We start from the raw sequence: 20362 nt of genomic DNA on the forward strand, positions 1-20362 counted from the left end.
ATGGCGCAGTTTTTTTATCATACACTGGCGGGCCAGATTATTCTGATGCTGCTGGAAACGCTGGCCGTTCTGGTGCCGTTGCTGATTGCTGTGGCGTATCTGACGCTCATGGAACGCAAGGTGATGGCGGCCATGCAGCGCCGCCGGGGGCCGAACGTGAACGGCCCCTTCGGGATGCTTCAGGCTTTTGCCGATGCTATCAAGATGATTACGAAGGAGACAGTGATTCCCGCCGGGGCCAACCGGGCACTGTTTCTGTTCGCACCGTTTCTCACATTTTCTCTCGCCATGCTGGCCTGGGCAGTGATCCCGACCGGAAACGGGCTGGCTGTGGCGGATATCAATGTCGGAATTTTGTATCTCCTCGCCATTTCCTCCCTCGGGGTTTACGGCATTCTGATTGCCGGGTGGGCTTCCAATTCCCGCTACGCCTTTCTGGGGGGGCTGCGGTCTGCGGCGCAGATGGTCTCTTATGAAGTCTCGATCGGGCTTGTCATCGTCTCGGTTCTTCTGGCTGTGGGGAGCCTGAATCTGAATGATATTGTGCTGGCGCAGCGCCATATCTGGTTCTGCGTGCCGATGTTTCCGATGTTTATCGTCTTTTTCATCTCGGCTCTGGCGGAAACCAATCGTGCGCCCTTTGACCTGCCGGAAGGGGAGAGTGAACTCGTGGCCGGGTTCTTTGTGGAATATTCCTCTCTAGCTTTTGGTCTCTTCTTCCTTGGGGAATATGCAAACATGATCCTGATGTCAGGCATGATCAGCATTCTGTTCCTTGGGGGGTGGCTGCCACCGTTAGGGCTGGCACCGTTTACGTGGGTGCCCGGTCCGCTCTGGCTGATTTTCAAAATTCTTTTCTGTCTCTTTGTCTTTATCTGGATCCGGGCGACTTTTCCGCGGTTCCGGTATGACCAGCTGATGCGTCTGGGCTGGAAGGTTTTCCTGCCGCTCTCACTGGTCTGGATGATTGCAACGGCAGGTTTCCTGATGGCGACAGGTCTGTTGCCGCAGGTGGGAGGCGTAAACTGATGGGCGCTCTGACACGCACATTCCGCTCGTTCTTGCTGACAGAACTTGTGGGCGGTATGGCCGCAACATTCCGGATGATGTTTCAGCCAAAAGTCACGCTGAACTACCCGTATGAAAAAGGCCCGCTTTCTCCGCGTTTTCGTGGAGAACACGCGCTGCGCCGTTACCCGAACGGGGAAGAACGCTGCATTGCCTGCAAACTGTGTGAGGCAACATGCCCGGCGGAGGCAATTACCATTGAGGCCGAGGAACGTGATGATGGCTCCCGCCGCACCACGCGCTACGATATTGACATGACAAAATGCATCTATTGCGGTCTGTGCGAGGAAGCCTGCCCGGTTGATGCGATTGTCGAAGGGCCGAATTACGAATTTGCCACAGAAACACGGGAAGAGTTGCTGTACGACAAGGATAAGCTCCTTGCGAATGGAGACCGGTGGGAAGCCTTACTAGCCCGTCGGCTGGAATATGATGCCCCGTATCGTTAATCCCGTGCAGCCCCGGCAGGGGCAGGAGGCTTGCTGATGCTGGCGCAGGTTGTTTTTTACGTTTTTGCCGCTGTGTTGCTGCTATCTGGGACTATGGTCATCAGTGTGCGCAATCCGGTTCATGCCGTGTTGTTTCTCATTCTGGCATTTTTCAACGCAGCCGGTCTGTTTTTGATAGCTGGGGCCGAGTTTCTGGCGATGCTGCTTGTCATCGTGTACGTCGGTGCGGTGGCGGTGCTGTTCCTGTTTGTCGTCATGATGCTGGATGTTGATTTCACGCAACTGCGTGAAGGCCTGCAACGGAACGCCCCCATAGGGGCCTGTGTGGGCGCCATTCTGTTTGCGGAACTGGTCATGGCCTTCAGCAATTGGACGATGGCCCCGGCCGGTGCTGTTGCATCGGTGCAGGCTGCGCCTGGTCTGACCAACACGGCCGCATTAGGCACGCTGATCTATACGCATTATGTGCTGTTGTTTCAGGCCTGCGGGCTTGTGCTGCTGGTCGCCATGATCGGAGCCATTGTGCTGACTTTGCGTCAGACAGGGAGCGGACGGCGCCAGAATATTGAAAAACAGCATGCACGCACACGTGAAGACACGCTGGAGCTGGTGCAACTGCCACTTGGCGAAAACGTGTTGGAGCAGGGTGGTTTCCTGCGCCCCGGAAGCTCCTATTACGAGATTGCTGTTCCCGGGTCCTATGGTTCTGCCGAGCAGCATAAAGAGGCGGAAAAAGAGGAGACTGGCGCATGACACCAGCAATCGCTCCTGTCGGGCTTGGGCCTTATCTTGTGGTCAGCGCCGCGCTGCTGGTGCTGGGGGTGTTGGGTATTTTTCTTAACCGGAAAAATATCATCATCATCCTGATGTCCATGGAACTCATTCTTCTGGCGGCAAATCTGAATTTTGTCGCATTTTCCTCAGCCCATGCGGATCTGTCCGGGCAGGTGATGGTGCTGTTCGTGCTGACCATCGCCGCAGCGGAAGCCGCCATCGGTCTGGCGATTGTCACGGTCTATTTCCGTAACCGTGGGTCGATCCAGGTCGAAGACGTTACGATGATGAAGGGATGAGCGGACTCATGCAGACCGATCTTCACCTGTTTGCCGCCGCCGTCACCCTGCCTCTGGCCGGTGCGGTTGTGGCAGGGCTGGGTGGTCGCCTGATGGGCGATACACTGGCGAAAGTCGTAACCCTTGCGTGCATGAGCGTTGCCGCTTTGTGCGGTGTGGGGGCTTTATATGGCGGCTGGACCACCGGGTTCGGGCCTTTTTCCGTGCCGCTGGCCGACTGGATTAACGCCGGTGGCTTCCATGCCACATGGACGCTGCGGTTTGACACGCTTTCCGTGACCATGACGGCCATGGTGCTCTGTGTCTCGCTGCTGGTTCACTGCTACAGCCTCGGCTACATGAGCCATGAGACTATGCCGGTTTACCGGTTTTTTGCGTATCTCTCGCTCTTTACTTTTGCCATGCTCATGCTGGTATCTTCCTCTGATCTCATTCAGCTCTTTTTCGGATGGGAAGGCGTGGGGCTCGCCAGTTATCTGCTCATTGGCTACTGGTATGACCGGCCTTCCGCCACGGCCGCAGCCATCAAGGCCTTTGTCGTCAACCGCGTAGCGGATCTGTTCTTCCTCGTCGGGATCGGGCTGATTTACGTCCTCTTTCATTCCGTGCGGTATGAAGAGATTTTTGCCGCTGTGCCGCAGGTTGCCGGGGCACCTTATACACTCTTCGGGCAGTCCTTCCGGATGGCGGAAGTTATCAGTTTTCTGCTGTTTGTTGGCGCTATGGGGAAATCGGCGCAACTGTTCCTGCACACATGGTTGCCGGACGCGATGGAAGGGCCAACTCCCGTTTCCGCGCTGATCCACGCCGCGACGATGGTGACAGCCGGTGTGTTTCTGATGGCGCGGATGTCCCCTCTGCTGGAGGCAGCGCCCAACACCCGCCTGTTTGTGATTTTCATCGGTGCCACAACCTGCTTTTTTGCAGCAACAGTCGGCATGGTGCAGCCGGATATCAAACGCAGCATTGCGTATTCCACCTGCTCACAGCTTGGCTATATGTTTGCTGCGGTTGGTGTCGGCGCCTATCAGGCTTCCGTTTTCCACCTGACAACACATGCTTTTTTCAAAGCACTCCTGTTTCTGGGGGCCGGGTCCGTAATCCATGCGTTGCATGATGAACAGAATATGTTCCGCATGGGCGGCTTGTGGAAAAAACTGCCGCTGACATACGCAGTCATGTGGATTGGCAGCCTTGCTCTGGCCGGTGTTTTCCCTTTTGCAGGCTACTGGTCAAAAGATGCTATTCTGAATGCCCTGTGGGCGGCTGACAGTGGCATGAGCCATTACGCGTGGGTTCTGGGTGTCATTACGGCTTTCCTGACCGCATTTTATAGCTGGCGGCTCATTTTTCTGGTGTTTCACGGTGCCCCTGCCGATGCGCACGCCCGGGATGCTGCACATGAAAGCCCGCTTTCCATGGCTCTGCCGCTGGTGGTGCTGGCCATTGGTGCCGTCGTGAGTGGTATTGCGCTGGCCCCGTATTATATCGGCGCGCAGCAGGTCGCCTTCTGGCACGGCAGCATTTTCAATGCTCCTGATAACAGCATCATGGAAACCTTCGAGCATGTTCCGGGCGTGATTGCTCTTCTGCCATCGGTAGTCGGGTTGCTGGGCATTGCTGTGGCGTATCTGTTTTACGTAGTCCGCCCGGATATACCTGCGGCGCTCGCGCGCTCTTGCGGCCCGCTCTACCGGTTCCTACTCAACAAATGGTATTTTGATGAGCTGTATGACCGGATTTTTGTCCGGCCCTACGGTGCCATCGCCCGTATTCTCTGGAAAGACGGAGAGGAAGGCGCTGTGGAAGGCCTCCCGCGGGATCTGGTACAAGCTGCTGCCAATGGTGCTTCTGATGCTGTGCGTCTGCAAACCGGGTCTATCGCGCTGTATGCGTTCACCATGCTGGCGGGGCTGGTTGTGGTGCTGACTGTTGCACTCTGTGGGTGAGGGAGGGGCTGAGATGACCCTTGCTGTCTTATCTGTTTTCTCCTGCTCTGAACGGAGTGCTGCGGCATGAGCGTGACATCGGTGAACTGGACGCTGGCTTTGCCGGAAATTGCTCTCGGGCTGGCCGGACTGGTTATTCTCATCTTTGGCGTGCTCCAGCGGGAGGGGAAGGGGATTGTTTCCTGCACCCTGCTGACTGTGGCGGCCTTTATCGGGTGTGGTGTGCTTGTGGCCGTCTCGCCTGACGGCGTGGCTTATGCCGGGACATTTGTGAATGACGGCTTTGCCCGCTTCATGAAAATGCTTGCATTGCTGGGCGGGGTTGCTGCTCTTGTGCTGACACTCAGCTACCGCACGGAAGAGCGTGAGCCGCTGCCGTTTGAAACGGCAGTGCTGATCCTGTTCTCCACCCTCGGTGCGCTGATCATGGCGTCTTCCGCCAATCTGATGACGTTATTTGTCGGGCTGGAACTCTCCTCTCTCTCCATTTACATCCTCTGTGCGCTGGAGCGGGATGATGTGACGTCGTCCGAAGCCGGGCTGAAATATTTTGTTCTCGGGTCTCTCGCCTCTGGCCTGCTGCTATATGGCATGTCTCTGGTGTATGGCTACGCGGGCACCATGGCCTATACGGGCCTGATTGCGGCCATTCAGCAGACAAGCGCGCTGCCAGCGGGGCTGATGGTCGGTCTGGTGTTTATTCTGGTCGGGCTCAGCTTCAAGCTTTCAGTCGTGCCGTTCCATATGTGGACGCCCGATGTTTATCAGGGTGCGCCAACACCCATTACGGCCTACATGGCCGGAGCGCCCAAATTTGCAGCTTTTGCCCTCTTCCTGCGTGTGATGAGCGGACCGTTTGGCGCTATGGCCCCCCGCTGGCAAATGCTGATTGAAGTCCTGTCCATCCTCTCGATGGTGTATGGCGCGTTCGCAGCGATCCCGCAGACCAACATCAAACGGCTGATGGCATATTCATCCATTGGCCATATGGGGTATGCGCTCATGGGGCTGGCGGCAGCATCCGCCAGCGGTGTGCGCGCAACCCTGATTTATCTGGCGGCCTATCTGGTGATGAACGCCGGGGTGTTTGCCGTTATTACCGCCATGCGTCGGAAGGGGCGGGAAGTCACGTCCATCGCTGACCTTGCCGGTCTGGGTCGGACGGACCCTGGTCTGGCGGCTGTGCTGGCAATCTTCATGTTCAGCATGGTTGGCGCGCCGCCTCTGGCTGGTTTTTTTGGGAAATTGATGGTTTTTGCCGCCGCATGGCAATCTGGCCTTTACGTTCTGGTCGTGATCGGGGCAGTCTCGAGCATTGTTGGCGCGTATTATTATCTGCGGGTGGTGAAGGTGATGTATTTTGATGCCTCTGCGGAGGGGCTGGACCGGCCAGCGCGCAGCCTGCTGTTTGTTTCTGGCAGTATGGGGCTGGCGACGGTGTTCTTCATTCTCGCACTTGGCCCGCTGATGGCCATGGCCCGACAGGCCGCTCTGGCCCTTGGCGGATGAGTGAGCAGACGACGGACTGGCGGCTTGAATGTTACGAGGAACTGACATCAACGTCTGATATCTGTCTGGAGCGCGCCCGTAAGGGAGAGGCTCCGGGGCTGGCGTTACTGGCTTTGCGCCAGACAAAAGGGCGGGGCAGCCGGGGGCGCAACTGGGCCAACGCCGGGCAGAGCCTCGCCTTTTCTGTTTTGCTGGATGCCGGGCAGGCAGGGCAGGATGCGCTGGGCGGCTGGCCTTTTGTGGCCTCTCTGGCTTTTTTTGAAGGACTGGCGACCAGTGTTCCCGCAGCGCGGGAGCGGCTGATGATCAAATGGCCGAACGATATCCTGCTCGACGGCCAGAAACTCGGCGGTATTCTGATAGAGCGTGAAGGTCCGATGCTGGTGATTGGCATGGGGGCCAACCTTCAGCAGCCGCCGCAGGAAGCACAGATTGGCCGGACAGCAGCCTCGCTCGGGCAGTGCGGGCCGGTACCGCCGCCAGCCGATGTGGCAAAGGCGATCCTTGCACAACTGGCGCACTGGTGTACCGTCTGGCGGCAGGATGGCTTTGCTGTTTTGTGTGCGGAATGGCGGAAACGTGCACATCCTGTTGGCACGCCTCTTGTCGTAAGCGGCGGGACTACTTATGAAAAGGGCCAGTTTGCAGGGCTTGCCGCTGATGGACGGCTGCTGCTTGAGACGGAACAGGGTATGAAAACGATCGCAACAGGGGATATCCTGCTGGCAGAACAGGGGGCTGACGTTGCTTCTCGTCATTGATGCAGGCAACACCAATGTTGTGTTTGCCGTGCATGATGGTGAAAAATGGCGGGGTGTGTGGCGCATTACCATGCAGGCCCAGCGCACGTCTGACGAATATGCCGTCTGGCTGCTGGCCCTGCTGAAAATGCAGGGGATTGCGGCGGAGGATATTGAAGGCGCTGTGATTGGCACCGTGGTGCCGGCGGCGCTCTACCATCTGCGCACTCTGTGCCGCCAGTGGTTTTCGGTGGAGCCTCTGCTGGCCTCCGCCCGGCTGGACTGGGGATTTTCCATTAAAATGGATAATCCGGATGAAGTTGGCGTGGACCGCCTGTTAAACGGGCTTGCCGCACACCATCTGTATGGTGGACCGCTGACGGTGATTGATTTTGGCACGGCCACCACCTTTGATGTGGTGGATGCAGAAGGCAGCTATTGTGGCGGGGTGATTGCCCCGGGTATCAATCTTTCGGTTGAAGCCCTGCATCAGGCAGCTGCCCGGCTGCCGAGAATAGGAATTGGACGTCCGGCGGTGGATTCCGTCATCGGGCGGAATACGGTTACGGCCATGCGGTCTGGCGTGTTCTGGGGTTATGTGGGTTTGATCGAGGGGATCGTTGAGAGGATCAGGCAGGAAGTCGGGCAGACCATGAAGGTGCTCGCAACTGGCGGTCTGGCTCCGCTCTTCTCGGAAGGCACGACAGTGTTTGATCACGTGGATTCAATGCTGACCCTTAACGGGCTGCGGATATTGGCGGGGCGGAATCCCTTGCCGCGTCTCACAATCGAAAAAGACTTTTTAACAGAAGGATAAGACAACTTATGACAGAACAGAACGGCGATCTCGTCTTTCTGCCCCTGGGCGGAACGGGCGAGATCGGCATGAATCTGAATCTCTATCGCCTTGGGGAAACCTGGCTGGCGATAGATTGCGGTATTGGCTTTAGCGGGAACGATACACCGGAAGCCGAAATTCTGGTGCCGGACCCGACCTTTATTGCCGAGCGCAAGGATAAGCTCGCAGGGCTCGTGATCACCCATGCGCATGAAGACCATATTGGCGCTGTAGCCCATGTCTGGCCGCTGTTGCAGTGCCCTGTGTATGTGACGCCCTTTGCCGGGGCGGTGCTGCGCCGCAAGCTGGGTGAAGCGCGTCTGCTCCAGCAGGTGCCGATCCACGTGATTCCGTGCAGTGGGGACTTCAAGGTCGGGCCGTTTGACCTGGAATTCATCCCCGTGACCCACTCCGTGCCGGAAGCGCAGGCTGTTGTGCTGCGTACGCCCGATGGTGTGATTGTGCATACGGGTGACTGGAAACTGGACCCGGACCCGCTGGTTGGCCCGCCGACAGACGTCAAGCGTCTGAAGGAAGTGGGGGATGAAGGTGTTCTGGCGCTGGTGTGTGACAGCACCAACGTCATGAGTTCCGGCCCCTCCCGCTCGGAAGCGGAAGTGCGTCGCAGCATGACGGACCTGATCAGCGGGCTGAAAGGGCGCATTGCGGTCACCTGCTTTGCCTCCAACGTGGCGCGTGTGGAAACCATTGCTATGGCCGCACAGGCTGCGGGCCGTACGGTGGTTCTGGTTGGCCGTTCCCTGCGCAATCTGGATGTTGCGGCGCGTGAGTGTGGCTATCTGTCCGGTGTGCTGCCGTTCCTGACGGAACAGGACGTGAATGACGTGCCGGATGATCAGATTGTCATGATCATCACCGGAAGTCAGGGTGAGCCACGCTCCGCTCTGTCCCGTATCTCTCTGGATATGCACCCGAATGTCTCTCTGGGTGAGGGCGATACGGTAATTTATTCCAGCCGTATGATACCGGGGAATGAACGCGCCATTATGGCCGTGCAGGATAATCTGTCCCGCCGCGGTGTGCGCGTGATTACGGATAAAGACGCTTTTGTGCACGTGTCCGGTCACGCCACCGGGGATGATGTCCGCACCATGTATGATCTGGTCCGGCCGAAATATGCCGTCCCTGTGCATGGTGAATGGCGCCACCTGACAGCCCATGCCGCTCTGGCTCAGGAAAAGGATATCGCGCCGATCCTGCTGGAAGATGGCGATATTCTGCGGCTTGCTCCGGGTAAGGTGGAAGTGGTTGATACAGCGCCCAGCGGCCGTCTGGCTCTGGATGCTGGTCGTCTGCTGCCCATGAACGGTGGCGTTCTGGCTGCCCGCCGCAAGATGCTGTTTAACGGCGTGGTGATTGCCAGCTTCGCGGTGGATGATGAAGGCTTTGTGATTGGTGAGCCCAAAGTCAGCGCCCCCGGTCTGCTGGACCCGGATGATCTGGAAAGTGTGCGCGTGCGCGAAGAATTCGCGAACGCGATTGACGTCATTCCGGATGAACTGCGCAATGATGACCAGTCCTTCCGCGATGCGGCTAAAACCGCCCTCCGTCGCGCACTGGGCCGTAAATTGCAGAAGCGTCCGCTGGTGGATGTTCACGTTCTGCGCGTCTGAGGCGCAGAACCTCACCCTGCCTCGGGCAGGGTCGATCCGGCGACTTAAGGGAGGCCCGCATGATGCGGGTTTTCTTTGTCGCCGCACTGTTTTAGAGCAGATAACAGACTAAAATTTCAGAGTGAGGCCGCCTGTGGTCTCACCTGCCAGACAAGGCTGAGTGCATCATGCGTCTTTCGCGTAGTTTTCTTCCCACGCTTAAGGAAAACCCGGCAGAGGCGCAGATCGTCTCACATCGCCTTATGCTGCGGGCTGGTCTTATCCGGCAGACGGCGTCCGGCATTTACGCCTGGTTGCCTGCTGGCCTGAAGGTGCTGCGTAATATCAGCCAGATCGTGCGGGAAGAGCAGGATCGTATTGGCGCGCAGGAAGTGCTGATGCCCACCCTTCAGTCCGCTGATCTGTGGAAGCGGTCTGGCCGCTATGATGCTTACGGCCCGGAAATGCTGCGTATTCAGGACCGCCATAAGCGGGAACTGCTGTACGGGCCGACCAATGAGGAAATGATTACCGACCTGTTCGGGCAGGCTGTGAAGTCCTACAAGGATCTTCCTCAGGTATTGTATCACATCCAGTGGAAATTCCGTGATGAAGTGCGTCCGCGTTTTGGCGTGATGCGCGGGCGTGAATTCCTGATGAAAGACGCCTACAGCTTTGATCTGGACTATGACTCTGCCGTTGCGACCTATCGCCGGATGCTGCTGGCCTATTTGCGCACGTTCCAGCGTCTGGGGGTGCGGGCCGTGCCGATGCGCGCCGATACGGGCCCGATTGGCGGGGAACTGAGCCACGAATTCCTGATTCTCGCCCCCACGGGGGAAAGCGGCGTGTTTTATGATGCCGCTCTTGAGGAGCAGGACTGGCTGGATGAACCCGTCAACGTGGAAGATCCGAAGGCGCTGGAAGCCTTCTACAGCCGCGTCACCACGCCTTATGCCGCAACGGATGAAATGCACGATACCGCTGCATGGGATGCTGTGCCGGAAGATCGGCGGCGGGAAGGGCGCGGCGTTGAAGTGGGCCATATTTTCCACTTCGGCACCAAATACACCCAGTCCATGGATGTGACCGTCAGCGGCCCGGAAGGCACGCCTGTCTACCCGGAAATGGGGTCCTATGGCATTGGTGTCTCCCGTCTGGCCGGTGCCATTATCGAAGCCAGTCATGATGACGCCGGGATTATCTGGCCGGATGCCGTGGCACCGTTCCGCGCTGTGATCATCAACCTGAAAGTGGGTGATGAAACCTGTGATGCGTTGTGTGAGCGGATCTACAACACCAACAGCGAAGCCTTCCTGTATGACGACCGGACGGATCGCGCCGGTGCGAAATTCGCGGATGCGGATCTGATGGGCCACCCCTGGCAGATCGTGGTGGGGCCGCGCAGCGCCAAGGAAGGCCGCGTGGAACTCAAGCGCCGCGCAACAGGTGAGCGCAAGGATGTGAGTGTGGAAGACGCTCTGGCTCTGGTTCTGGCAGACTGATGATGTTTGGTCCCTTCGAGCGGGCCGTGGCAGGCCGCTACCTTCGGGCACGGCGCGGAGAACGCTTTGTTTCCGTGATTGCCATTTTCTCGCTTGTGGGGATTGCCCTCGGGGTGGCCACGCTCATCATCGTCATGGCGGTGATGAACGGGTTTCAGGCTGACCTGATGGGGCGCATCCTCGGGCTGAATGGTGATCTGAGCATTTACGGCGCGGGCCGCACGATTTCTCAGTATGAGGATGTGGCCGAGCGCGTGCGTAAGGTGCCGGGTGTGATCAGCGCGACCCCGCTTATTGAAGGGCAGGTGCTGCTCAGCGCCGGGTCTTACAGTTCCGGCGGGGTGGTGCATGGCATGACCCGGCAGGGGCTGCTGGACCTGAAAGGTGTTAGTTCCTCTCTGGTTGCGGGCACACTGGATGATTTCGGCAGTGATGATTCGATTGCCATTGGCGTAACGCTTGCAGACCGCGCCGGGCTGTCTATTGGCTCCCGTCTCACGCTGGTCTCACCGAATGGGGCCGCAACGGCCTTTGGCACCGTGCCCCGTGTGCGGGCTTACCGGGTTGTCGCCATTTTTGATGCGGGCGTGAACGACTATAATTCCAGCTACGTTTTCCTGCCGATGCATGCGGCGCAGATCTATTTCCAGATGCCGGACAAGGTCACGCAGATTCAGGTCATGGCGAAGGACGAGCAGAACATCCGCCCGGTGACGATGCGGATTGTGAATGCCGTCGGGGAGCCGGGCCTGCGTGTGCTGGACTGGACCAACGCCAACAATGCCCTATTTGGTGCGGTGCAGGTGGAACAGAATGTGATGTTCCTGATCCTGACTCTGATCATCCTTGTGGCTGCCTTTAATGTCATTTCCTCCCTGATCATGATGGTGAAGGACAAGACGGGCGATATCGCCGTGCTGCGCACCATCGGGGCCAGCCGCGGGGCCATTATGCGCATCTTCCTGATGTGCGGGGCGTCAGTCGGTGTTACGGGCACCGTGGCCGGTACTCTGCTGGGTGTGGTCTTCTGCAAGAATATCGAGCGTATTCGGCAGGCCTTGCAGAAGCTGACCGGCACCAATCTCTTCAACCCGGAAGTGTATTACCTTGAACATCTTCCGGCCAAGCTGGTCTGGGGGCAGGTTGGTGAAGTGATTCTGATTGCTCTGAGCCTCTCCCTGCTGGCAACGCTGTATCCGTCATGGCGTGCGGCAAAAACTGATCCTGTGGAGGCATTGCGCCATGAGTAATGTCGCCCTCAGCCTGCGTGGCGTAAAGAAGACCTACCGGAGCGGGGAAGATGGCGTTCTGCCCGTTTTGCAGGGCGTGGACTTTACCCTGCATGCAGGGGAGATTGTGGCCCTTGTTGCGCCCTCTGGCACAGGCAAATCCACGCTGCTGCATCTGGCTGGCCTGCTGGATACGCCCGATGAAGGTGAGATTGAAATCTGCGGGCAACGGACGCATGGCTTGCCGGAAGTCGGCCGGACTGCATTGCGGCGTGACCAGATTGGCTTTGTCTATCAGTTTCATCATTTGCTGGCCGAGTTTACAGCGCGTGAAAACGTGATGCTCCCGCAGATGATTGCCGGCGTGCGGAAGGCGGATGCCCGCCAGAAAGCTGAAAAGCTGCTGGGGCTGTTTGGGCTGGCACACCGGGTGTCTCACCTGCCGGGTAAACTGTCCGGCGGGGAGCAGCAGCGTGTGGCGATAGCGCGCGCACTGGCCAATAACCCGGCTGTGCTGCTGGCGGATGAACCGACTGGCAATCTGGACGTCCGGACAGCCGATGCTGTCTTCTCAGAACTGATGGCGGCCGTACGTGGGCAGGGGCTTGCGGCTCTGGTTGCCACCCATAATGAAGAACTGCTGAGCCGCATGGACCGTGTGGTGACATTGCGGGACGGGCTGATCGTCCCGCGGTAATTACCTTCAGGAGTCTCAGCCCGGAATTAGAGAGGGAGCGTGCCTGATCAGGGGTTCAGGATCACGCGCTCAACCGCTTTGGTCACGCGGGCAGAGGTCGGCGCGGTAACGCTCGAAAACCACGCTACGGGCGCGCCGGTCCGGTTTGTCAGATATTTATAGAAATTCCAGCGCGGACGGGCCAGAAAACCACATTCCTTGTCCAGCCACCGGAACAGAGGAATAGTCTGCGGACCTTTCACCACAGAGCGCGCCGCCATAGGGAAGCTGACACCATAATTGCGGTGGCAGAAAGAGGCGATTTCTGAGGACGTGCCGGGTTCCTGCGCCCCAAAATCGTTACTGGGGATGCCGATCACGACCAGACCCATGCTGCGGAACTGGTACCACAGGGCTTGCAGGCCTTCATATTGCGGGGTGAAACCGCACTTGGACGCTGTGTTGACAATCAGAACGGGGCGGCCACGGTAGTCCGCCAGATTGATGTCGCCGCCTTCAAGGGCAGGGAGTGTAAAATCATAGATTGTGGTCACGGTCAGACACTCATCTCTCATGTGCGAACAGGGCGCGTTGCAAACCTGTGTAGCGTAAGACAGAAGGCGGTGCGAGTGTGAAGGGGAGATGGGTCTGTAAGGTCTGGTCCGGGGGGAAGCCTGCTGCCCTGTTCCGGGTTCTTGTCAGGCTTCCACCAGAATAGTCTCTGTCAGAGGATCGAGTTCTGATTTTTATTGTTCATTATATTGAACTCGATCCCGTATTTGGAATATGAGGGTAAGGGCCCTCTTTGTCAACAAGGAAAATAAGAAACGACATGTCCAAACCTCATGACTCCGTGCCCGCCCTACGCCGCGCCGTGCGTATTCTGGATCTGGTGAAAAGTACGGAGCGCCCGCCGCTTGCCGCGGATATCGCGCGTCAGCTCGACCTGCCGCGCAGCACCGTGCACGGGCTGGTCGCGGTGATGGTCGAACTGGGGTTGCTGGAAAAGACGGTCACACAAGGGTACCGGCTGGGCGCACGCCTGCTGGACTGGGGCGGCGGGGTGACGGAACAGCGGGATCTGGTGACGGAATTCTACCAGACTCTGGAAAATGCTTCAGACCTTGCGGCCTTTACGGTCACGCTGACGGTGCTGGAAGATACGGATGTGGTCTATATGGCCTGCCGTAACAGCGCGACGGTGCTCGGGGCCTCTTTCCGCGTCGGGATGCGTCTGCCTGCCATCTTTACGGCCACAGGCAATGCCATGCTGGCCGAGATGGATGATAATGCGTTCCGTGAATGGCTGACCCTGCATCCGGCTTCCACATGGCCCGAACCTCTGACTCCCAACGGGATTCGGTCCGTCACGACTCTGGTGCGTGAAATTGCGGAAATCAGAGAGCGTGGCTACGCGGTGGATGATGAACAGGTGCATGATGGCCTGTGGTGCTTCGGGGCCGGGGTGAAGGACCATTCCGGGCGCATGGTGGCTGGGGTCGGGCTCAGCCTGCCGCAGACGGAGCTGGGGCGGTATAAGGTCAGCCAGCTTGGGCATATGGCTCTGGCGCTGGCACAGGCACTTTCCCGCAGGCTGGGGTATCGTGCTGCACACGCCGATTCTGTCTGATCTCGTTTGAAAAGGAATATTATGCAGCATTCACGTCTGCTGTCCGGTGGGACCGCTCTTCTCAGGTCTCTTGTGCCGGGCCTGTGCGCCGGTTTTCTGCTGGCCGGAGGTTCAGGATCTGCGGCCCGGGCTGAAGGCGTTCTGCCACAGACTCAGGTGCAGTATCGTGTCTATGCGCACGGCTTTAAGGTGATGGATATTCAGGCATCCTATCGCCTGAGTGAGACGCAGTATGGTGTTGCGGCGCATATCAAAACAGGCGGATTTTTCGGCCTGTTCATGAAGACCAATTTGCAGACCAGCGCGCAGGGGCATTTTAACGGGCAGGCCGTCGAGCCCTCAGCCTATGACAGTGTGGGCTGGTCCCGCGGCAGGAATCGGCATGTCTCTCTGACATATCGGGACCAGATGCCCGAAGTCACAACACTCGACCCTGCGGAGACAGACCGCGAGTCTGTGCCGGATGCGGACAAAAAAGGGGCCATTGATACCCTCGCTGTGCTGATGGATCTGCTGCATCAGGTCCGTACGACCCAGAGTTGTGACGGGAAGGCCAAGGTATTCGATGGGATGCGCCTGAGCACGCTCTCCATGCATTCCGGAGGGTTACAGCGGATTCCCTCAGGCGGCCCGCTGGAATGGGGGGATGATGCGCTGCGGTGTGATTTTGTGGCGCAGCAAACGGAAGGCTTCAAGTTCAATAGCGAGAACAGCAAGCTCCGGAACCCTCAGCCGGGCCGCGCCTGGTTTGAAAAGGTGGGAGACGCGGGTTTTGTGGCTGTCCGGGTGGAAATTGATCACCCGAAAATGGGCCGCATCACCATCATTCTGGATGGTCCGCCTCAGCAGACGACTTAAACGAAAAAAAAGCGTGCGGCGTGCATGCTGAGAGGATTCTCAGCGTGTTACGCGCAGCACGCTTTCCAGACGTAAAATTCTGTCGCCAGCCCCGGACACTAGATCCGGGGGCTGGCTCTGGACGTGGGTATTATTCGACCGTGACGGACTTTGCTAGGTTCCGTGGCTGGTCCACATCCGTGCCTTTCAGCACGGCAACCTCATAGGCCAGCATCTGCACCGGAATGGTTTGCAGGATGGGGGCTACAAAATCATGCACGTGGGGCAGCACAACCATTTCTTCCGCGATGGCGGAAACACGGTCTGCGCCTTTTGTGTCGGTAAAGACCAGTAGACGACCACCGCGTGCTTTCGCCTCCTGGAGGTTGGAGAGCGTTTTATCAAATAGCGGCGTGTAGGGAGCGCTGGCAACAATCGGCACAGTGCGGTCAATCAGGGAAATCGGCCCGTGCTTCATCTCGCCTGCCGCGTAGGCTTCCGCATGGATATAGGTGATTTCCTTGAGTTTCAGAGCCCCTTCCATCGCGACGGGGAACATGCTGCCGCGGCCCAGATAGAGCACGTCCCGCGCTTCCACGACAATCTGCGCCATACGGCGGATTGCAGGGCCTTGCGTAAACACTTCCGCGGCACGGCTTGGCAGATCCAGCAGGGCGGAAACCAGAGCATCTTCCCCGGCTTCATCCAGCGTGCCACGGGCCCGTGCCGCGGCAATGCTCAGGCAGGCCAGAACGGTAAGCTGGGCTGTGAAGGCTTTGGTGGAAGCAACGGATATTTCCGGCCCGGCCACCGTGCCCAGCACAACATCGCTTTCACGCGCCATGGTGCTGTGCTCCACATTGAGCACAGAAAGAATATGGACAGCTTTTTCCCGCAGGCTGCGCAGGGCGGCCAGCGTATCCGCTGTCTCACCGGACTGGGAGATCAGCAGGCCGAGAGAGCCTGCCGTCAGCGGCGGATTGCGGTAGCGCATCTCACTGGCAACATCAATATCCACCGGCAGGCGGGCAATGTCTTCCAGCCAGTAGCGGCCAATCATACCCGCATAAAACGCTGAACCACAGGCCGTAATGACGGCACGGGGCACGGAGGCCAGATCAAACGGCATTTCTGGCAGCATGACGCGGCGGCTGGCCGGGTCCACCATGCGCTGGAGCGTCTGGCCGATCACCAGCGGATGCTCGTGCAGCTCTTTTTCCATATAATGGCGGTAGCCATCTTTCCCGATGGAACCCGCGGCCAGTGCCGTCGTCTGCTCCTTGCGGGTGACGGGCGTGCCATCAAAGGTGATGAACTCAGCCCCGGCCGGGGTGATCACCACGCAATCTCCGTCTTCCATGTAGGTAATGCGGCGGGTCAGCGGGGCGAGGGCAAGGGAGTCAGAACCCAGGAACATTTCCCCGTCGCCATAACCGACAGCCAGCGGGGCACTATGGCACGCCCCAATCATGAGGCCTTCATGGCCCGCAAAAATCATGGCCACGGCATAAGCGCCTTCAAGGCGTTTCAGCGTGTTAAGGGCTGCTTCCCTCGGCGCGTAACCCTGCGTGAGATAAAAATCCACCATCAGGGCAATGGTTTCGCTGTCTGTTTCCGTCTGGAAAACCTGACCGACGGCTTCAAGCTCACGCCGCAGCGTCTCGAAATTTTCGATAATGCCATTATGTACAATGGCGACGCGTTCCGTGCCGTGCGGATGTGCGTTGCAGGCTGTGGGCGCGCCGTGCGTAGCCCAGCGCGTGTGGCCGATGCCGGTAGTACCCGCCAGCGGATTGTTTTCCAGCAGGCGGCCCAGATTATCCAGCTTGCCCGCGGCCCGGCGGCGTTCAACCCGTCCATCCACCAGCGTTGCGATCCCCGCGGAGTCATAGCCCCGATATTCCAGCCGGCGCAGACCTTCAAACACAATCGGGGTTGCGTGTCGCAGGCCGACAACGCCGCATATGCCACACATCAGCCGTTTTCCTTTCTGGCGTTCAGGGTTTCCTTGAAGCGTCTGCCCAGTTCAGGCTTGTTCTCCTGCCGGGGGCGGCCAAAGGCCATGGCGTCCTCCGGCACGTCTTTGGTAATCACGCTGCCAGCCGCCACCAGCGCATTGGTGCCGATGCTGACGGGGGCAACCAGAATGGCGTTGGAGCCTACAAAAACGCGGTCCCCAATGGTTGTTTTGTGTTTGAAGAAGCCATCATAATTGCAGGTGATGGTCCCCGCGCCAATGTTGGAACGTGCGCCGATGGACGTATCTCCCAGATAGGTCAGATGGTTGGCTTTTGCACCGTCACCCAGCGTGGTGTTTTTCACTTCCACAAAATTGCCGACGCGGGCTCCGGTCCCGATACTGGTGCCGGCACGCAGGCGGGCATACGGGCCAATAATGGCGTCTTTCTGCACGGTGCAGCCTTCCAGCTGGCTGAAGGAGCGGATTTCCGCACCGCTTTCCACCGTCACACCCGGACCAAAGACAACATGCGGTTCAACCAGAACATCCGGTGCGAGCACTGTGTCGGCACAGAAGAACACCGTCTCCGGCGCAACCAGCGTTACTCCGTTTTCCATGGCCTTCTGGCGCAGGCGCGCTTGCAGGGCGGCTTCCGCCTCGGCCAGTTCCATGCGGGAATTGATGCCGCGCAGTTCATCTTCAGCCGCTTCTACAGCATGGACGCGCACACCATCGGCCACAGCGCAATCCACCACATCTGTCAGGTAGAATTCACCCTTGGCGTTGTCATTTTTCACGCTGTGCAGCCAGCGGCGGAAGGTTGCGGCGTCCGCGCACAGCACTCCGGCGTTGCACAGATCCACAGCCCGTTCTTCTGGCGTGGCGTCCGCCCATTCCACAATTCGCTCTACAAGCCCGCCCTGCGCAATGACGCGGCCATAACGGCCCGGTTCCGTAGGGCGCATGGCCAGCAGGGCCAGCCCGACTTCCGGCGCATGGCGCGCTTCCAGCAGGCGTGTAAGCGTTTCAGAGGAAATCAGGGGGTTATCCGCATACAGAACAGCCACATCCCCATCGCCAAAATAGGCCTCTGCCTGCAGGGCGGCATGTGCCGTGCCCAGCCGTTCATGCTGGATCACAACCGGGTAGGGTGCGGCGAGTTCCGCCACATCGCCCATTTCCGGGCCTATGACGACGACCAGCCGGTCAAAAACCTCGGAAGCACTGGCAATCAGGTGGGCCAGCATGGGCCTGCCTGCCAGCCGCTGCATGGCCTTTGGGCGGGAGGATTTCATACGGGTGCCAAGTCCGGCAGCAAGCAGGACGGCAGTGGCGGGACGGGATGCGGAAGGAGACGTCATGATCCCTTTGCGGTAAGCCAAGCTCAGGCAGGTGTCAAACGTCTGGCCGGGGAATAACGTTATGGATGTATCATAAAACTTTTCGAAAATTTACAGAAGGATAAGAGCGTATGACGCAGTCAGGACTGGCCGTGTTTGATATGGACGGCACCTTGCTGGACTCCCTGCCGGATATTGCCGACTGTGTGCGGGAAATCCTCGCCTCTCATGGCCTGCCTCCGGTTTCGGACGCGGCAGTGCGCGGCATGATTGGCAATGGTGTGCATGCTCTGGTGGAGAGCCTGATTCGTCTCACGGATCCGGACGGACGTGCCGGACTGAACGCCACACAGACCGTCAGTCAGTTTCTCAGCCTTTACACCCCCCGTGCAACACGGCTTTCCCGTCTGTTTCCCGGCACGGAGGATGCGCTGGAGACATTACGGAAACATGGCTGGATGCTTGCGGTTTGTACAAACAAGCCGGAAGCGGCTGCCCGGCATATTCTTGACGCCTTCAATCTGACCCCGCTGTTTGCCAGCATTGGGGCCGGGGATAGTTTTCCAGCCAGAAAGCCTGACCCGGCGCATCTGCTGGGGACAATCGCGCTGGCCGGGGGGCAGGCCGCCTCTACCGTCATGATCGGGGACATGATGCCCGATCTGCTCGCGGCGCGGGGCAGCAACGTCCGCTCTCTGTTTGCTGCGTGGGGGTATGGTGACCCTGCTTTTGCCCGTGAAGCCGATGCAAGTGCCGTGGGTATGGCGGAAGTGCCCGGAAAAGTTATGGCTTTGCTGGTGTAAGAGGCTTCCGGACGCGCCTGCCGTCTGTGCAGGCCTGCCGGATGTGTCAGTCCGTCAGGCTGTCAGCGCGGCAAATCGGCTCAGGACGGCTTCCCCGGTATGGGTAAAAGCTTCCTCACTAAAATGGGTCAGAACATAGGTTCGTCCGGCCTGACCCATGTCCGCTAGCCGCTCAGGCTGAGCCAGGGCGATTGCGAGGGCTGTTGCCAGCGCATCCGGGTCTTTTGGAGGGACAGTCCAGCCGGTAACGCCGTTCTGGATGGAATGGGTGAGTTCCCCGACGGCAGAGGCAATCACCGGGAGGCCTGCCTGCATGGCCTCATGTGCCGCCATGCAGAATCCTTCCCAGTGGGAGGGCTGAAGGTAGAGGTGTTGCGCTGCCAGAAACGGCCCTGTCTGGTCACAGAAGCCGGGCAGGGAGACGTGGTCCTGTAATCCATGCTGCCGGATAAGGGCTTCCAGCGCCGGGCGTTCTTCTCCTTCGCCCGCCAGTGTCAGATGGAAAGGGGGAATGCGTCCGGCCTGCCGGAGGCGGGCCAGCGCGAGGCAGAGCGTATCAAAGCCTTTCACGGGATGCAGGCGGCCCAGAGACCCAAGACGCACAGGCTCTCCCTGTTGCCATGCGCGGGCCTGAGGGCTATCGGCGCGGGCATGGAAAATTGGCCAGCACATCAGGCGGTCCGCCGGAATGTGGAGTTGTTGCCGGGTGATATCCGTCACGTATTGCGAATCTCCGACCCATAGGCAGGAGGCGTTGCGCCGCAGCCGGAGCAAGGTGCCGTTAGGGGGGCGCAGCCGCGCAGAATGTTGCCAGCTTGCCACCGGGATGCCCCGCATCTGCCCGATGATCTGGCCCAGCAGAGTCGCACGGGTTAGCGAGGTCCATAAATGCGTGGGCTGCCAGAGGTCCATCTGGCGTTTCAGCCAGAGCAGGGCCGCCAGATGGTCCTTTCGGCCCCCTTCGCGCACCCGCACCTCCAGCCCGGCGTCCTGCATGGGTTTGATGGCTCTGCCATCCCGCCGGGTCAGCGCAAAAACAGCAACCTCATGCCCTGCATTGCGCAGCACGCGGGTAATGGCAGGCACCGGGAAGGCTGCTCCGCCGCCTTCGGTCGAATTGATAAGGTAAGCAATGCGCATGGC

General features: G+C 59.0%; 19 protein-coding genes. 15 read left to right on the top strand and 4 right to left on the bottom strand.

Features of this window, described 5'->3' with window-relative positions:
* The 12 genes from nuoH to JK199_RS09205 all read left to right on the top strand — a co-directional run bounded on the left by nuoH (nt 1) and on the right by JK199_RS09205 (nt 12670).
* Nucleotides 1–1029 carry an NADH-quinone oxidoreductase subunit NuoH gene (gene nuoH, locus JK199_RS09150; protein ID WP_077931459.1) on the top strand — a complete coding sequence of 343 codons (1029 nt, stop codon included), beginning with the start codon at nt 1–3 and terminating at the stop codon, nt 1027–1029.
* Nucleotides 1029–1517 (top strand): NADH-quinone oxidoreductase subunit NuoI, encoded by a 489-nt coding sequence (gene nuoI, locus JK199_RS09155; protein ID WP_077931460.1) that lies wholly within the window; start codon nt 1029–1031, stop codon nt 1515–1517. Before nuoH ends, nuoI begins: the two co-directional genes overlap by 1 nt.
* A 36-nt stretch (nt 1518–1553) precedes the next feature.
* Complete coding sequence (locus tag JK199_RS09160) at nt 1554–2270, top strand: NADH-quinone oxidoreductase subunit J (RefSeq protein ID WP_077931461.1); 717 nt, start codon at nt 1554–1556, stop codon at nt 2268–2270.
* The gene (gene nuoK, locus JK199_RS09165) at nt 2267–2590 is read left to right on the top strand and encodes an NADH-quinone oxidoreductase subunit NuoK (RefSeq protein ID WP_035373926.1); all 324 of its coding nucleotides are present in this window, start codon (nt 2267–2269) and stop codon (nt 2588–2590) included. The genes JK199_RS09160 and nuoK overlap by 4 nt, the downstream gene beginning before the upstream one ends.
* Nucleotides 2591–2598: 8 nt before the next feature.
* Nucleotides 2599–4539 (top strand): NADH-quinone oxidoreductase subunit L, encoded by a 1941-nt coding sequence (gene nuoL, locus JK199_RS09170; RefSeq protein ID WP_212375377.1) that lies wholly within the window; start codon nt 2599–2601, stop codon nt 4537–4539.
* Between the two features lie 81 nt (nt 4540–4620).
* Nucleotides 4621–6048: an NADH-quinone oxidoreductase subunit NuoN gene (gene nuoN / locus JK199_RS09175; protein WP_212375421.1), complete on the top strand. Its 1428-nt coding sequence runs from the start codon at nt 4621–4623 to the stop codon at nt 6046–6048.
* Nucleotides 6045–6809 (top strand): biotin--[acetyl-CoA-carboxylase] ligase, encoded by a 765-nt coding sequence (locus JK199_RS09180; RefSeq protein WP_212375379.1) that lies wholly within the window; start codon nt 6045–6047, stop codon nt 6807–6809. Before nuoN ends, JK199_RS09180 begins: the two co-directional genes overlap by 4 nt.
* Nucleotides 6793–7605 (top strand): type III pantothenate kinase, encoded by an 813-nt coding sequence (locus tag JK199_RS09185; protein WP_077931464.1) that lies wholly within the window; start codon nt 6793–6795, stop codon nt 7603–7605. Before JK199_RS09180 ends, JK199_RS09185 begins: the two co-directional genes overlap by 17 nt.
* An 8-nt stretch (nt 7606–7613) precedes the next feature.
* Entirely contained in the window at nt 7614–9260 is a 1647-nt protein-coding gene (locus JK199_RS09190) for a ribonuclease J (RefSeq protein WP_212375381.1), read from the top strand.
* 167 nt (nt 9261–9427) lie between these two features.
* The gene (gene proS / locus JK199_RS09195; RefSeq protein WP_212354385.1) at nt 9428–10744 is read left to right on the top strand and encodes a proline--tRNA ligase; all 1317 of its coding nucleotides are present in this window, start codon (nt 9428–9430) and stop codon (nt 10742–10744) included.
* Nucleotides 10745–10746: 2 nt separating this feature from the next.
* Entirely contained in the window at nt 10747–11994 is a 1248-nt protein-coding gene (locus tag JK199_RS09200; protein WP_212375423.1) for a lipoprotein-releasing ABC transporter permease subunit, read from the top strand.
* Complete coding sequence (locus tag JK199_RS09205; RefSeq protein ID WP_212354383.1) at nt 11987–12670, top strand: ABC transporter ATP-binding protein; 684 nt, start codon at nt 11987–11989, stop codon at nt 12668–12670. Before JK199_RS09200 ends, JK199_RS09205 begins: the two co-directional genes overlap by 8 nt.
* A 47-nt stretch (nt 12671–12717) precedes the next feature.
* On the opposite strand, the gene JK199_RS09210 is transcribed toward JK199_RS09205, so the two are convergent.
* The gene (locus tag JK199_RS09210; protein WP_086656164.1) at nt 12718–13203 is read right to left on the bottom strand and encodes a glutathione peroxidase; all 486 of its coding nucleotides are present in this window, start codon (nt 13201–13203) and stop codon (nt 12718–12720) included.
* 278 nt (nt 13204–13481) lie between these two features.
* Between JK199_RS09210 and JK199_RS09215 the strand changes: the two genes are divergently transcribed.
* On the top strand, nt 13482–14279 hold the full coding sequence (locus JK199_RS09215) for an IclR family transcriptional regulator (protein ID WP_212375383.1): 798 nt from the start codon (nt 13482–13484) through the stop codon (nt 14277–14279).
* 21 nt (nt 14280–14300) lie between these two features.
* Nucleotides 14301–15137: a DUF3108 domain-containing protein gene (locus JK199_RS09220; protein ID WP_212375385.1), complete on the top strand. Its 837-nt coding sequence runs from the start codon at nt 14301–14303 to the stop codon at nt 15135–15137.
* Nucleotides 15138–15267: 130 nt separating this feature from the next.
* Here the strand turns inward: JK199_RS09220 and glmS are convergent, their stop codons facing one another.
* Together glmS and glmU are read right to left on the bottom strand one after the other, a co-directional pair.
* Nucleotides 15268–17091, bottom strand: coding sequence for a glutamine--fructose-6-phosphate transaminase (isomerizing) (glmS, locus tag JK199_RS09225; RefSeq protein ID WP_212375387.1), 1824 nt, complete (start codon nt 17089–17091; stop codon nt 15268–15270).
* Nucleotides 17091–18437, bottom strand: a complete 1347-nt coding sequence (gene glmU / locus JK199_RS09230) for a bifunctional UDP-N-acetylglucosamine diphosphorylase/glucosamine-1-phosphate N-acetyltransferase GlmU (protein ID WP_212375389.1) — start codon at nt 18435–18437, stop codon at nt 17091–17093. The genes glmS and glmU overlap by 1 nt, the downstream gene beginning before the upstream one ends.
* Before the next feature lie 110 nt (nt 18438–18547).
* On the opposite strand from glmU, the gene JK199_RS09235 reads away from it, so the two are divergent.
* Nucleotides 18548–19219 carry an HAD family hydrolase gene (locus tag JK199_RS09235; RefSeq protein ID WP_212375391.1) on the top strand — a complete coding sequence of 224 codons (672 nt, stop codon included), beginning with the start codon at nt 18548–18550 and terminating at the stop codon, nt 19217–19219.
* A gap of 54 nt (nt 19220–19273) precedes the next feature.
* Here the strand turns inward: JK199_RS09235 and JK199_RS09240 are convergent, their stop codons facing one another.
* A complete protein-coding gene (locus JK199_RS09240) occupies nt 19274–20359 on the bottom strand; it encodes a glycosyltransferase family 4 protein (RefSeq protein WP_212375394.1) in 1086 nt (361 codons plus the stop codon).
* Nucleotides 20360–20362 lie beyond the last annotated feature (3 nt).

Source organism: Acetobacter persici, from assembly GCF_018256955.1.
Classification (GTDB): domain Bacteria; phylum Pseudomonadota; class Alphaproteobacteria; order Acetobacterales; family Acetobacteraceae; genus Acetobacter; species Acetobacter persici.

What these genes read in the sequence shown, in the direction of transcription:
- nuoH (WP_077931459.1), top strand. Translation starts at nt 1, where the DNA reads ATGGCGCAGTTTTTTTATCATACACTGGCGGGCCAGATTATTCTGATG.
- nuoI (WP_077931460.1), top strand. Translation starts at nt 1,029, where the DNA reads ATGGGCGCTCTGACACGCACATTCCGCTCGTTCTTGCTGACAGAACTT.
- JK199_RS09160 (WP_077931461.1), top strand. Translation starts at nt 1,554, where the DNA reads ATGCTGGCGCAGGTTGTTTTTTACGTTTTTGCCGCTGTGTTGCTGCTA.
- nuoK (WP_035373926.1), top strand. Translation starts at nt 2,267, where the DNA reads ATGACACCAGCAATCGCTCCTGTCGGGCTTGGGCCTTATCTTGTGGTC.
- nuoL (WP_212375377.1), top strand. Translation starts at nt 2,599, where the DNA reads ATGCAGACCGATCTTCACCTGTTTGCCGCCGCCGTCACCCTGCCTCTG.
- JK199_RS09180 (WP_212375379.1), top strand. Translation starts at nt 6,045, where the DNA reads ATGAGTGAGCAGACGACGGACTGGCGGCTTGAATGTTACGAGGAACTG.
- JK199_RS09190 (WP_212375381.1), top strand. Translation starts at nt 7,614, where the DNA reads ATGACAGAACAGAACGGCGATCTCGTCTTTCTGCCCCTGGGCGGAACG.
- proS (WP_212354385.1), top strand. Translation starts at nt 9,428, where the DNA reads ATGCGTCTTTCGCGTAGTTTTCTTCCCACGCTTAAGGAAAACCCGGCA.
- JK199_RS09200 (WP_212375423.1), top strand. Translation starts at nt 10,747, where the DNA reads ATGTTTGGTCCCTTCGAGCGGGCCGTGGCAGGCCGCTACCTTCGGGCA.
- JK199_RS09205 (WP_212354383.1), top strand. Translation starts at nt 11,987, where the DNA reads ATGAGTAATGTCGCCCTCAGCCTGCGTGGCGTAAAGAAGACCTACCGG.
- JK199_RS09215 (WP_212375383.1), top strand. Translation starts at nt 13,482, where the DNA reads ATGTCCAAACCTCATGACTCCGTGCCCGCCCTACGCCGCGCCGTGCGT.
- JK199_RS09220 (WP_212375385.1), top strand. Translation starts at nt 14,301, where the DNA reads ATGCAGCATTCACGTCTGCTGTCCGGTGGGACCGCTCTTCTCAGGTCT.
- glmS (WP_212375387.1), bottom strand. Translation starts at nt 17,091, where the DNA reads ATGTGTGGCATATGCGGCGTTGTCGGCCTGCGACACGCAACCCCGATT.
- glmU (WP_212375389.1), bottom strand. Translation starts at nt 18,437, where the DNA reads ATGACGTCTCCTTCCGCATCCCGTCCCGCCACTGCCGTCCTGCTTGCT.
- JK199_RS09235 (WP_212375391.1), top strand. Translation starts at nt 18,548, where the DNA reads ATGACGCAGTCAGGACTGGCCGTGTTTGATATGGACGGCACCTTGCTG.
- JK199_RS09240 (WP_212375394.1), bottom strand. Translation starts at nt 20,359, where the DNA reads ATGCGCATTGCTTACCTTATCAATTCGACCGAAGGCGGCGGAGCAGCC.